Genomic DNA, 11,997 nt, shown 5'->3' with positions numbered 1-11,997 from the left:
GGGCGGTTAGCTCAGCTGGGAGAGCATCGCCCTTACAAGGCGAGGGTCACTGGTTCGATCCCAGTACCGCCCACCACTTTTCAGCATCACCGGGCCACCCCGCCCGGTTTCAGGTCCCTAAGGCCGATCAGGCCGGGATTGATGCGGAGCGGTAGTTCAGCTGGTTAGAATACCGGCCTGTCACGCCGGGGGTCGCGGGTTCGAGTCCCGTCCGCTCCGCCATTTTTTTGTTTCCAGATCCCGGGTGGTTAGCTCAGCTGGGAGAGCATCGCCCTTACAAGGCGAGGGTCACTGGTTCGATCCCAGTACCACCCACCATTTTCCCCCCTCGTTATTTTCCAATCAACGATTGCCCGCAAACCCGAACAACGTTCCCGTTCACGCCGTTTGATGCAGGATTGCAGTACCACGCAATAGCCTCGGCCACGTCGACTGGCAAACCGCCCTGAGACAAGCTGTTCATGCGCCGGCCGGCCTCGCGAATGGTAATCGGCATAGCGGCCGTCATCTGGGTTTCGATGAACCCGGGCGCTATCGCGTTGATGGTCACGCCGTTTTTCACCTGTTTTGCCATCGCCTCTACATAGCCGATCACGCCGCACTTGGCGGTGGAGTAATTGGTCTGGCCAAAGTTGCCAGCAATGCCGCTGATGGAGGAAATGCAGACAATGCGTCCGTTTTCACGCAGCAGCTCCTGGTGCATCAGCTCTTCGTCGATCAGTTCCTCGGCGGTCAGGTTCACGGCAATGGTCATATCCCAGAAATGCTCGGGCATGTTGCCCAGGGTTTTGTCACGGGTGATGCCGGCGTTGTGGATGACCAGATCAATGCCTTCGAAATGTTCCTTCACAAAGTCTGCAATCTGTTTTGGCGCTTTCTCATCCGTAATATCACACGCCATCGCCTTACCCTTGATGGGGGCCATAACTTTCTGCAGGTCCTCAAGGGCCGGTGGGATATCCAGGCCAATGACCGTGGCGCCATCCCGCGACAGGGTTTCGGCAATAGACGCGCCAATGCCGCGGGACGCACCGGTTACCAGTGCAATCTTTCCGGCCAGCGGCGCGACAGGGTTGCTGGCGTGAGCGGTCGCTCCCTTACTGATGCGGGTTACCTGGCCAGAGACATAGGCCGATCGGGGCGATAAAAAGAACCGGATGCTGGACTCCAGTTGCTGTTCGGCGCCGGGGGCCATCCACAGTAGGTTCGCGGTAGCTCCTTTCTTGCCGACTTCCTTGCCGACACTGCGCACGAAGCCTTCCAGTGCCTGATGGGCAGCGGCCTTGGCGGGTTGGCGACAGGTGCTTGGGTCCTGGCCTATCACCAGCACTCGACCGTTGCCCGCCAGCTTGCGGATGGTGGGGTGAAAGAAATCGTAAACCGCTTTCAGATCGGTGGTGTCTTTCATACCCGTGGCATCAAACACCAGGGCGGAGAATTTGCGATCAATGTCCGCGTTCAGGGGCAAGGCTTCGGCCTTGTTGCCGCTTTTGGCAGAATCGTTCAGAGTATCCATGGCGCTGGCATGAAAGAGTTTTGCGGCGCTGGCGCCCAGCACCTTTCCAATCGTCGAGATAGCTTTGCTGCTGTTGGCAGCGCCGATCAGCACGTCGCCCTCAATAAACGGCTGGTCCGCGCGCTTCCAGCGTTTCAGGGGAACCGGGGCGGGCAGCCCCAGGGACTGGGCGGCGGTCTTGCCAAACGGAGTATTGACGAACTTGAGATAGCGATCAGACATGGCATTTTCCTTTTGCGAAACGAATATCGGCGTACAGGTTAAAGAATCCGGCCGCTTTTGAATTGACTCAATGCCCTGTTACGGTTGTCAGGGATGCCAATGAGCCGGGCCCGGTTGGCGCTAGACTGCAACGCAACGGATACACTCGTTTAAACAGGACATCATCATGGCACAGGCACCGAAAAGCACCCAAAAGAAAACGTCGACGGCAAAGAAGACCACGGCCGCTAAAAGCGATATCCGCCGGGTTGCCATTATTGGTGGCAACCGGGTTCCTTTTGCCCGCTCCAATACCGCGTATAGCAAGGTCAGCAACCAGGAGTTGCTGACCAGTGCGCTGCGAGGACTGGTTGATCGCTTCGGGCTGGAGGGGCAGCGCCTTGGAGAGGTCGTTGCTGGCGCGGTTATCAAACACTCCAGGGATTTTAACCTGACCCGGGAATCCGCGCTGAGTAGCGGCCTGGCGCCGGAAACACCCGCCTACGATATCCAGCAGGCCTGCGGTACGGGGCTCGAAGCGGCCATTCTGGTGGCCAACAAGATTGCGTTAGGGCAGATCGAGTGCGGCATCGCTGGCGGCACTGATACCACGTCGGATGCGCCGATTGGGGTAGGCGAGGGTCTGCGTGAAATTCTTCTGGATCTGAATCGGGCCAAGACAGCCGGAGAACGCCTGAAAGTGCTCAGTCGTTTTCGTCCGAGCCATCTGAAACCGGAAATTCCGCAAAACGGCGAACCCAGAACGGGGTTGTCCATGGGGGGGCACTGTCAGATTACCGCACGCGAGTGGTCCATCCCCCGCGACGAGCAGGACAAGCTGGCCTATGAGAGCCATCAGAAACTGGCATCCGCGTATGATGAAGGTTTTTTCAAGGATCTGATGACCCCACTGGCAGGCCTGGAGAAAGACAACATTCTGCGCCCGGACACGACCCTTGAAAAGCTGGCGACGCTCAAGCCCGTATTTGATCGTGAGAACGGCACCATGACCGCCGCCAACAGCACTGCGCTGACGGATGGTGCCTCCTGTGTGCTGCTGGCCAGCGAAGAGTGGGCAAAAGCCAACAACATGGAGATCAAGGCGTACCTGACGTTCTCCGAGGTGGCTGCAGTGGACTTCGTCGACAAGAAGGAGGGCCTGCTGATGGCACCTGCTTACGCCGTGCCACGCATGCTGGAAAAAGCCGGGCTGACGCTGCAGGATTTCGACTTCTACGAAATCCATGAAGCGTTCGCCGCCCAGGTGCTCTCCACCCTGAAGGCCTGGGAAGACCCTGCGTTCTGCAAGGACCGGTTGGGTCTGGAAAAGCCGCTGGGGAGCATTGATCGAAACAAACTGAACGTCAAGGGCAGCAGTCTGGCCACCGGCCATCCCTTCGCGGCGACCGGTGGGCGTATCGTGGCCACTCTGGCGAAGCTGCTGGAAGAGAAAGGCAGTGGCCGTGGCCTGATCTCCATCTGCGCCGCAGGGGGGCAGGGGGTGACGGCCATACTTGAGCGGTAAGTTGGCGAAAAAATTCATTTTTCCCTTTGACAGGCGCATCAACGCCCCGTACTATGCGCACCTCGTTGATCGGGGCCTTACCCGGTTAACCACCAGTTTGATGCGGGGTGGAGCAGTCTGGTAGCTCGTCGGGCTCATAACCCGAAGGTCGTTGGTTCGAATCCAGCCCCCGCTACCATATTAAAGAAAGGCAGATCAGTTAGTTACTGGTCTGCCTTTTTTGCGTTTGGGCTAGCAGAAATTCCATGTGACGTATATGTGACAAATATGTGCCATGGCTTGTGACGGTTCGATCTGCGGCCAGGTGGAAAATGACCGTCAGTCAGTTTTTGTTCTTCCTGTGACAGTAGTCGTCTACGCTGCAAGTCTGAGTGTGTTCTTGACGTTCCAGTCTAGCCCAAGCTGCCACATTATGGCGACATAGGCCGGGGTTCTGGCCACGCTTTCTCATTGGAAAGCGGACCTTTTACCGCGACGAGATGAGCTAGTGAAGAGAGGCTGAACCGGGGTAGGTTCACTCATGGGTTAGGAGTGACAAGGGCACCAGCATAAGTCCAAGCTTTTAAACAAAAGCGGACATTAGTAATCGCTTTTTAAAGATCCACGCTTCCATTGGGAAAGCAGACCTTTTTCTGCCACGACGAGATTGCCTACTGAAGGATTCTGGGTAGTCGTCCAAAGAGTACGTGGCTCGATTTAGCAACTGGGATAAGTCCACTTTGCATCGCCTCCTAAAACATAAAGTAACATAATGTTTGTAGCTTACCTCTACATGTGTCGTTGTATCCTGCCCTTCGACGTATCACTAACGCAGGAGAATGCATGCCTTTTCAGACCAAGATGTTCCCTCTCATAGTCTCCACGCTGGCCATTGGATTGATCAGTGGTTGCGCGTCTACCGGAATCACGGAAGCCGAGCCTGATCACAGTCGGGCATGGAACCTGACCCACAGTGTTGGAATGACCGATCTCGAAGATGCAGAGGTGCCCAAGGACCAAATCCCGAGCGGTCTGGGTACGGCGACAGGTCTGGCCATCGATGTGGCTTACTTCATGAATAGTTCTACCCTTGCAATGTCATTCGGCGACGCATTCGGTCTGGGATTGCTTGGGGCGCTGACTACGACGAATAAGAGTCACGCTGAGCGAAGCAGTGTCATCGCATGGGTACCGCAAGACCAGGTAGAAGGTCCCGAAACTGTCAACATTTGGCTTGGTAACGAGATTAAAGACGCCACGATGACGGCGATGAACGAATTGGGGATTGAAGGAGAGCCTGAGTTTCACAACGAGCTGACGGATAACTTTTTCAACGGAACCTTCACTGAAACGAAGATTTCAGGTGTGAAGGCCGATGGCACTGAATGTGGCGCGTATTTCAAGGTGTATCCCGAGCAAGTGTCGGAGCTTAAAACAATTCCTGATTTCATTGCTCCAAACAAAAAGGGTTACCAGGTCTTCGCCGGCGATGAAATGGAGTATCCCCGTTTTTCTGCTTACTGCCTGAGTGATACCTCTTTGGATCAGTACGTGGAATTTGTGAGTGCTATCAGCAAGCATCTCCCCGATACGGTGTACTTTTACACGCGCCAGCTGGAGCTTGCAGACCAAACGATCCCGCCCGTTGTGTATGATCACGGCCAGGCGCTGTTATTCCTCACTGCCGAGAACTAAGACAGCCTTAGTCCCCTTAGAGCCAGAGCCGGGAGCATAGAGCGCCCCGGCTTTTCTTCATCAGGCCGAAGGATCACATGTAGTGGCCAGGACCACCGTCATCGTCATCGATCTGGTGAATCTTCCCGTCTCTGGCAGCCTGATGCTCGTTTAAGTAGAAGCTACCAGGCCTCTTGGTTTCTTCTGTCTCTGAATCATTTTTTGTGAATATGTTGTAGATCATAATAAGCACCATGACCACTATGATCGCTCCAAAGAATCCCATCTAAATCTCCAACCCCGAGTCTTTAATCTCTAACTATGACAGAGACGTGAATTGACTGTCGAAACGAGTCGCGACAACTCGCGTTCTTTTTTGTAAACAACAGAATTTGCAGTTCAGTGGGCGGTGCTGGGACTGGCTATGGCTGTGTAACCATCCCTATTTCAGTTGCACCGCTGATCAGAGTTTTCCACCCTTTGGTGTTTGCCCAAATATTCCCATGGCGTCAGGTCTTCCAGTGAATCGGAGTGGGAGGTAACGGGCTCGCGCGGCCCTGCGAAAGGCTCGCTTTGCGACCGTCACGCATCCCACGCGACACCTAAACAAAAGCGAACATTCGATTCAGGTCTTTCCTCCAGAGCCTTAAAGCCGATCACAGCCATTTCATCCAGTACGATGGGAGCAAGTTGCAGACGCTGAATGATTACATGGCAGAGACGGTCATGCTCGGCTAAGCTGTTGTTTTATAAATTTATGCGCAGCGCCATTGATAGTTCAAAGTCAGTAATCATGACGCAGTCAACTTTCTGCAATGATCAAGCCCGCAGCCTAATTATTGTAAGTGGTAAATAAAGGGAATCTATGGCATACGATTTCGAGTTATGGAGAAAGCGCCACGTTGAGAGAAGTGATCTCACCACGGAATTAGTTCACCTAACACGCTCTAAGGGCGATGATCAGGTGGCCCTCGATTCCCTATTTGAAATACTTGAGTCAGGGAAGTTGATTGGCAGTACAACCTTTTCAGGCTTTATCGTTGGCGACACGCCCGCAGTTTGTTTTCAAGATGCGCCGCTCAGCGCGGTTGGACAGAATTGCTGGTTCGAGCAAACTTTTCGGGAAGAGAATACTTGGGCAAAAAAACGGTATGATCCTACCGGAGTCATGTTTTCAAAGACGTACGTTTTTGAAAAGGGCGGAAGACCGGTTGTCTATGACAGGACTTCAGAAGCGAAAATTTATCTGCCCGGGGACCAATGGTGGCGCATTGTCAACTTTGATTTAAGTGATAGAGAGAATATTCGAGATTGGTCCCATGAGAGGGAGTGGCGGATTCCGAACGCGCTGAATTTCAAGACATCCGACGTGATTTTGCTGTTTTCGAACAACGCTTGTGTACAAGAGTTTATCGATAAGTGCGATGACGCTGGCAAACCTTTCTACCGTGATGCTAGGGGAATTACCACAATGGAGAGCGTCATAGGCTAAGCCCTAAAAAGTGCAGGTACGGCGATGCCCACTATATTGCGCTTTCGGCTTCACTACGTGGGCGCGCATGCTGCAAACGTTATGCACGAAGGAGAATGAAGCGCCGGGCTAATCGTTTGTTGTGTTCTCAGAAAGTTCATGAACCTTATGAGGAAAAGGGCCATATAGGATGATTGCCGAGACCGATTTAAAGGAGATAAGGCCTAAGCTGCCAACAGCTGCACCTTCGTCTGCTCATGTGCAATCAGGTATTCCCGTTCCCAAGGCGATCCGCGTCAAAAATTTTAGTCCTGATGATTGGGAAGACTTTATCGAGGAATGGGCAACGAGTCTTGAAGGCTCGTATGTCAAGGTTCGTCGCTTCGGTGGCTCGGGCGACTGTGGCGTCGATATCGCAGGTTTTTGCACTGATAAGGGATTTGAAGATATGTGGGACAATTATCAGTGTAAACGTTACGCGAATCCACTGCGACCAAGCGATGTTTGGGTCGAACTGGGGAAGATCATTTATTACTCGTATATCGGCGAATATACACCACCACGAAAGCATTATTTCGTGGCATCCCTCGGTGTTGGAACAACATTAGAAAAACTTCTAAATAAACCGACCGAGCTTCGTGAAAAATTCAAAGAAAATTGGGAGGGGCACTGTAAAAGCGGAATCACCTCAACCAAGGAAATCGAGCTCAGCGGAAGACTACTGTCATATGTGGACGCTTTTGATTTCAGGATATTTTCATCGAAATCACATGTTGAGCTGATTGAAGCGCATAGTCATACCGGGTTTCACGCAGTCCGATTTGGCGGTGGTTTGCCTTCAAGGCCAGATCCCGAAGAGCCGCCCGCTGTCCCTGCGACATCCGAGAGCCGGTATATCCGCCAGCTCCTTGACGCTTATGGAGATCATTTGGGAAGCCCACTCCAGGATATAAACGCGCTCGCCGCACACAGCACGTTGGAACAGAATTTCTGGAGGCAACGTGAGCGCTTCTATCATGCTGAAGCATTAAGAAACTTTGCCAGAGACACTGTGCCAGAAGGGACATTCGACAATCTTCAGGACGAGATTTTTCACGGCGTCGTAGATGTTGCCGACTCAACCCATCCCAACGGGTACGAAAGGATGAAAGCAACAGTGGCACAGGCATCATCTGTCGCTTTGACGGCAAATCCACTTGCGTCAGCAACCAAGTCGCAGGATCGGCAGGGCATCTGCCACCAGCTAGCGAATGAGGATCGTCTCAAATGGATGATGGACGATGACTAACCACTCTCACCCGGCACCATTCAACAGCCCACTGGAAACTGGTATCCGCTCTCTAGAGATTCTGGTCGCTGCCTATCCGGAAGCTTTCGACCTCGAAAGACTGGTCGAAATGGATTATCTCGTCGTCCATTCCGAAGATGCCGATGGGCCTGAAAGTCTTCACGCAGCTCTGCCTATGAGAGCAGGAGAATTGCTAGTCCGACGTGGGCTAATTGAAAAGGGCATTTTATTGATGATGAGCCGAAACCTCATACAGCAAATACCCGCAGAGGAAGGTTTCGACTACATCGCTGGAGACGCCGCTGCGCCTTTTCTCGCCTCGCTAACATCCAGCTATTCTCAGAGGCTAAAAGAGCGCGCGCATTGGGCGGTCGAGCAGTTCGCGGGTGTGGAAACATCGGAGATTCGACAAACGATGCATCGGTTGTTTGAGAATTGGTCCACCCAGTTCCAAATCATAGATAGACCGCGAGGTAACCAATGAGCAACAGGTACCTCCAACTGCGTCGGATCGCATTTTCCGGCCCCAACAAAATGGCCGAGTTGACGTTCTCGAACGGTGTGAATGTGATTTGCGGCGCATCGGATACGGGGAAGTCGTTCCTCGCGGAATCGATTGATTTCATGCTTGGAGGATCCGAATTAAGAGGCATTCCAGAGCGAACTCCATTCGGTGAAATCCAATTCGACCTTGATATGACCTCAGGGGAGCAATGGCGCTTCTATCGCGCGAGTTCTGGGGGAAACTTCAAGGCTCGGAACCTTCTCGATGAGGATGCCGCAGTTGAAGTCCTCAAAAAAGATCATAGTCACGGAAAAACCGACAACGTTTCGGGATTCCTTCTCGATAAAATCGGGCTTCTTGGAAAACGCATATTGCGCAGCAAGAAGAAGGGTACAACGCAGAGTTTAAGTTTCAGGAATCTGGCAAGACTTGTGATCGTCCAAGAAGGCGAGATTCAGCAAATCGGCTCGCCCTTCTGGGGTGGTCAATACACTTTGAAAACTGCCGAGTTGGCGACAATAAAGCTTCTTCTATCGGGTGTAGATGATTCCGATGTTGTTGAGACAACGCAGAGGGGAACAGATAGTGCAAAACAAATCGAGCTGATTGATGAACTGCTGGCCGAAATTAGACAGGAAATTGCAGACCTTGGTGAAGAAGATGCCGACCTTAAGGAACAGATTGGTCGCCTCGACGAGACTATCGAGCATCGCCGGGAAAATCTGAAGGCTATTCAATCCCAGCTTGATTCCCTTTTGGAGCAACGACGAGAATTGGTGGATGTTCGAACGGCGATTCGGGACCGATTAGACGAAATTGTCGATCTGTTGGCTAGATTTGATCTTCTCCTTGAGCACTATGCTGTCGATATTGAACGTTTGACGGCAATACAGGAAAGCGGAGCGATGTTCGCTCATGTGGAATCGGTTCCTTGTCCACTCTGCGGAGCATCACCGCAAGCACAGCAACATGATGCTGCCTGCGATGGGGACGTTGAGGCGATCGTTCAGGCAGCTACCGCAGAAATTGCAAAGATAGTGCGACTAAAGGGCGAACTCCAAGCGACTGTCGCTAAATTAAAGTCCGAGGCAGTCTCTCAAGAACAAGAGTTGTTAGATAAAAATCGAGAGTACGAGAATGTTAGCGCCCAGATTCAAGAAACCGTAGCGCCGACTGTGAGTGAAGAAAGGGCATCTTTCTCGGAGCTTATTGAAAAGCGGGCAGAGGTCCAGAGGGGGATCGACCTATACGCCAGAGCGGCGAAGCTCGAAGAGCGTAGGATAGCTTTAGAGCAAGATGAAGGCGAAGCAGGTTCCTCTGGCGCCGTCGTCTCCGGCCTACCTGACTCTGTTGCGCATGACTTTTCACTCAGGATTGCCAAGTTGCTGAAAGCATGGGATTTCCCAGGTGACTGCTTCGTTCATTTCGACAAGGAAACGACCGATTTTGTCATCGATGGAAAGCCGCGAGGTAGTCGGGGCAAAGGGCTTCGTGCTATTACGCACGCAGCGGTAAGTATCGCATTACTGGAGTATTGCCTCGAAAACGACCTGCCGCATCCTGGCTTTGTTGTGCTGGACTCGCCGCTTCTTGCGTATTTCAAGCCGGAAGGCGATGAAGATCGGCAACTACAGGGCACAAATTTGAAAGAGAGCTTTTATGCTTATCTTGTCGACCACCACAGTAGCGATAGCCAGATCGTGATCGTTGAAAACCAGCATCCGCCCGATTCTGTATTGGACCGACTAAGCATGACAGTGTTCACCGGCAACCCAAATGATGGTCGGAAAGGTTTCCTCTAGGGTTAATTGATGCTACTTGCGGAACTTTAAGTTGTGACCTCGGGAGGCATAACAAGTGCCTATTGCCGGACGCGCCTGTGCTGGCGCTCCGGCACTCCGAAGAGCCGATGCGTTATACGACCAGCTAACGTTTTATTTGACCAGAATGTTGTGAGCTTTATCTATGTCTCGATGGTTTGATTTTTCACAACCGGAATATCAGCTTCAGGAATTGGGTCGTCTACGAATGCTCTGGCGTGACGTGCCGGATCAAGAAGCTGTTAATGCCATAGCGGAAGCGCATCAGTACTACAGTTTTTTGAAAGACATGATAATTGGGCGCCTCCAAAGCTGGTCGGAGGTACCAGCAGAACGTCCACATTGGCATACGCCCACCCCTTTAAGCCTTTCGACTAGAGCTGGCGCTGTGTCGAGTAGCATTGTCGTTGGGGCATCCATCGTCGAATGCGCAATGAGGGCCCACGCAGAAAACCGCAATTTGAAGAAATTGATGAAAAAAGACCCGAAGCACCGAACCTTTGGCTCGGTTATTTATGCTTGGGAGAATCATGGAGTCCACGGTCCAGAAATTACTGCGATCTTGCCTGATTTAAAGCGTATTCACGGAAAGCGAAATGATATCCACTTGTATGCTAGTTTTGGTCGAACCTGGGAAGATGTTGAGGCTGAGGAGCAAAACTTGGTGAACTCTTTGGAGAGACTTTTGGTTTTCTTCCAGCAACTCAAACCGGCGAAGATCTAGGTGGCTACAGGGGCGTCCGTATAATCAAACGCTGCTGGGCAGAAGCCAAAAGCTAATTCCAAATACGCGCACAGAGATCGTAAGTCGATGGATCTCCTGTTTTATGTGAACTTGAAACATGTCTTTGGAGTTTATGAAGAGCCCTACACGGATGTTTCCGAGATCCAAGATTTTGGGTGTAGGTCTGTACCGTTTGTGAAAGGTCAGATCGCGTGCTGCTTATACGCAAGCGAGGAAGCGCCCCAATGGTTGCGCGAAGTTGTCGGGAATATCCGTCACAAGGTTTGGGACTGAAACAGTGTTCAACAAGTGAATCACGTCGTCCGTTATACTCTGGCGCCAAGAACATTTTTTATAGGCGATGTTATTTGTAAGGAATAATGGGTTATGGAGCAACTCAAAAGCCTCGACGAGCTAACCGAAATGGACGAAAAGCATCGTTTAATGGGTGCTGTCTGTGGTGGTGTTCCTAGCCTGGAAAAAATGCACGATTTGTTGTCGCAAGAGCATCTGAACCACGAAGTCCCGGATGAGATTAAGGGTCAATTTAATGTCGCAAGAAACATGGCACTTTATAGCTACTATTTTTATGCACTGGCTCCAGAAGTGCATTTGAAAACCTATACCGTGATCGAGCATGCTCTGAAACTTAAAGCGAAACCTGAAAAGCATATGATGTTGGGCAAACTTCTCCGTATCGCGCTTCAGAATGGTTGGATCTCTGACGCGGGATTCCGCCACATTGAAAATCCGTCGCCGGCCAACGAGTGGTGCACAGCGATGCTGAAAGGCATTCCTCATCTGCGAAACTCTCAAGCTCACGGCTCATCGATGTTGATCGGGGACTGTATTCATCACATTGCAGTTTGTGCGGACTTTATTAATCAGCTCTTTCCTGAGGGAGAGAAAACGTAACAAGGAGCGCAAGACGGGAGATCCCTATTGGGCCGTCGCTTCGCTCCGCGTTACCTGTCCAATCTGAATGTTCGCGTTGCGACCAGGGCACACTCCGGACTCAGCTAAACAAAAGCGAAAATTCGCGCCCCCACTTTTCGGTCAGTTTTATTCCGACTTTGGTCGATTGCGCTGCTTCTCTAGGAAGTCGGCAATCATTTTCAGTGGTGCTCGGGGGTAACGGCATCATTAATGAATTTGGGGTGGCGCGACACCTGGTGAATCTGGAAGTGGTGAATACCTATGAAGGCACCCACGATGTTCACGCCTTGATTCTGGGTCCAGCCCAGACCGGGATTCAGGCGTTTTTCTGATGATGCCTCCATCTAATAATGGCTGA

General features: G+C 51.9%; 10 protein-coding genes, 4 tRNA genes and 2 pseudogenes. 14 read left to right on the top strand and 2 right to left on the bottom strand.

The annotated features are described in order from the left end of the window. The 3 genes from JJO78_RS11515 to JJO78_RS11505 all read left to right on the top strand — a co-directional run bounded on the left by JJO78_RS11515 (nucleotide 1) and on the right by JJO78_RS11505 (nucleotide 318). Nucleotides 1-76: transfer RNA gene (locus JJO78_RS11515), tRNA-Val, on the top strand. Nucleotides 77-145: 69 nt separating this feature from the next. Continuing rightward, nucleotides 146-222, top strand: a tRNA-Asp gene (locus tag JJO78_RS11510). Between the two features lie 20 nt (nucleotides 223-242). Then, a tRNA-Val gene (locus JJO78_RS11505) sits at nucleotides 243-318 on the top strand. Nucleotides 319-331: 13 nt separating this feature from the next. Here JJO78_RS11505 and JJO78_RS11500 read toward each other — a convergent pair. After that, complete coding sequence (locus JJO78_RS11500) at nucleotides 332-1,738, bottom strand: 3-oxoacyl-ACP reductase (RefSeq protein WP_151982574.1); 1,407 nt, start codon at nucleotides 1,736-1,738, stop codon at nucleotides 332-334. Nucleotides 1,739-1,904: 166 nt separating this feature from the next. Here JJO78_RS11500 and JJO78_RS11495 point away from each other — a divergent pair, with 166 nt between their 5' ends. The 3 genes from JJO78_RS11495 (at nucleotide 1,905) to JJO78_RS11485 (ending at nucleotide 4,916) form a co-directional block, all read left to right on the top strand. Continuing rightward, nucleotides 1,905-3,242 (top strand): acetyl-CoA C-acetyltransferase, encoded by a 1,338-nt coding sequence (locus tag JJO78_RS11495; RefSeq protein ID WP_075196447.1) that lies wholly within the window; start codon nucleotides 1,905-1,907, stop codon nucleotides 3,240-3,242. Nucleotides 3,243-3,343: 101 nt separating this feature from the next. Next, nucleotides 3,344-3,420 (top strand) — tRNA-Met (locus JJO78_RS11490). A gap of 644 nt (nucleotides 3,421-4,064) precedes the next feature. Continuing rightward, nucleotides 4,065-4,916, top strand: a complete 852-nt coding sequence (locus tag JJO78_RS11485) for a hypothetical protein (RefSeq protein ID WP_219496179.1) — start codon at nucleotides 4,065-4,067, stop codon at nucleotides 4,914-4,916. Between the two features lie 73 nt (nucleotides 4,917-4,989). Here the strand turns inward: JJO78_RS11485 and JJO78_RS11480 are convergent, their stop codons facing one another. Continuing rightward, nucleotides 4,990-5,181 (bottom strand): hypothetical protein, encoded by a 192-nt coding sequence (locus JJO78_RS11480; RefSeq protein WP_219496177.1) that lies wholly within the window; start codon nucleotides 5,179-5,181, stop codon nucleotides 4,990-4,992. Nucleotides 5,182-5,760: 579 nt separating this feature from the next. On the opposite strand from JJO78_RS11480, the gene JJO78_RS11475 reads away from it, so the two are divergent. From JJO78_RS11475 to JJO78_RS20595, 8 genes and pseudogenes are all read left to right on the top strand, one after another. Continuing rightward, nucleotides 5,761-6,387 (top strand): hypothetical protein, encoded by a 627-nt coding sequence (locus tag JJO78_RS11475; protein WP_219496175.1) that lies wholly within the window; start codon nucleotides 5,761-5,763, stop codon nucleotides 6,385-6,387. A gap of 169 nt (nucleotides 6,388-6,556) precedes the next feature. After that, on the top strand, nucleotides 6,557-7,654 hold the full coding sequence (locus JJO78_RS11470; protein WP_219496173.1) for an ABC-three component system protein: 1,098 nt from the start codon (nucleotides 6,557-6,559) through the stop codon (nucleotides 7,652-7,654). Then, a complete protein-coding gene (locus JJO78_RS11465) occupies nucleotides 7,647-8,138 on the top strand; it encodes an ABC-three component system middle component 2 (protein WP_219496171.1) in 492 nt (163 codons plus the stop codon). Before JJO78_RS11470 ends, JJO78_RS11465 begins: the two co-directional genes overlap by 8 nt. Further along, nucleotides 8,135-9,961: an AAA family ATPase gene (locus JJO78_RS11460; RefSeq protein WP_219496168.1), complete on the top strand. Its 1,827-nt coding sequence runs from the start codon at nucleotides 8,135-8,137 to the stop codon at nucleotides 9,959-9,961. Before JJO78_RS11465 ends, JJO78_RS11460 begins: the two co-directional genes overlap by 4 nt. Nucleotides 9,962-10,124: 163 nt before the next feature. Further along, nucleotides 10,125-10,703, top strand: a complete 579-nt coding sequence (locus JJO78_RS11455; RefSeq protein ID WP_219496166.1) for a hypothetical protein — start codon at nucleotides 10,125-10,127, stop codon at nucleotides 10,701-10,703. A gap of 75 nt (nucleotides 10,704-10,778) precedes the next feature. Beyond that, nucleotides 10,779-10,997: pseudogene (locus tag JJO78_RS20600) on the top strand (DUF1780 domain-containing protein); the annotation flags it as partial. A gap of 93 nt (nucleotides 10,998-11,090) precedes the next feature. Further along, complete coding sequence (locus JJO78_RS11450; RefSeq protein WP_228744612.1) at nucleotides 11,091-11,618, top strand: hypothetical protein; 528 nt, start codon at nucleotides 11,091-11,093, stop codon at nucleotides 11,616-11,618. A 206-nt stretch (nucleotides 11,619-11,824) separates the two neighbouring features. Continuing rightward, nucleotides 11,825-11,971, top strand: a pseudogene (locus JJO78_RS20595) (acyl-CoA dehydrogenase); the annotation flags it as partial. Nucleotides 11,972-11,997 lie beyond the last annotated feature (26 nt).

This window comes from Marinobacter sp. DS40M6, assembly GCF_028581595.1.
In the GTDB taxonomy this organism is placed as follows: domain Bacteria; phylum Pseudomonadota; class Gammaproteobacteria; order Pseudomonadales; family Oleiphilaceae; genus Marinobacter; species Marinobacter salarius.
Note: the sequence above shows the minus strand (reverse complement) of the source record. Positions and strands in the feature narration are given on the sequence as shown.

What these genes read in the sequence shown, in the direction of transcription:
- JJO78_RS11470 (WP_219496173.1), top strand. Translation starts at nt 6,557, where the DNA reads ATGATTGCCGAGACCGATTTAAAGGAGATAAGGCCTAAGCTGCCAACA.
- JJO78_RS11460 (WP_219496168.1), top strand. Translation starts at nt 8,135, where the DNA reads ATGAGCAACAGGTACCTCCAACTGCGTCGGATCGCATTTTCCGGCCCC.
- JJO78_RS11480 (WP_219496177.1), bottom strand. Translation starts at nt 5,181, where the DNA reads ATGGGATTCTTTGGAGCGATCATAGTGGTCATGGTGCTTATTATGATC.
- JJO78_RS11495 (WP_075196447.1), top strand. Translation starts at nt 1,905, where the DNA reads ATGGCACAGGCACCGAAAAGCACCCAAAAGAAAACGTCGACGGCAAAG.
- JJO78_RS11475 (WP_219496175.1), top strand. Translation starts at nt 5,761, where the DNA reads ATGGCATACGATTTCGAGTTATGGAGAAAGCGCCACGTTGAGAGAAGT.
- JJO78_RS11500 (WP_151982574.1), bottom strand. Translation starts at nt 1,738, where the DNA reads ATGTCTGATCGCTATCTCAAGTTCGTCAATACTCCGTTTGGCAAGACC.
- JJO78_RS11485 (WP_219496179.1), top strand. Translation starts at nt 4,065, where the DNA reads ATGCCTTTTCAGACCAAGATGTTCCCTCTCATAGTCTCCACGCTGGCC.
- JJO78_RS11465 (WP_219496171.1), top strand. Translation starts at nt 7,647, where the DNA reads ATGACTAACCACTCTCACCCGGCACCATTCAACAGCCCACTGGAAACT.
- JJO78_RS11450 (WP_228744612.1), top strand. Translation starts at nt 11,091, where the DNA reads ATGGAGCAACTCAAAAGCCTCGACGAGCTAACCGAAATGGACGAAAAG.
- JJO78_RS11455 (WP_219496166.1), top strand. Translation starts at nt 10,125, where the DNA reads ATGTCTCGATGGTTTGATTTTTCACAACCGGAATATCAGCTTCAGGAA.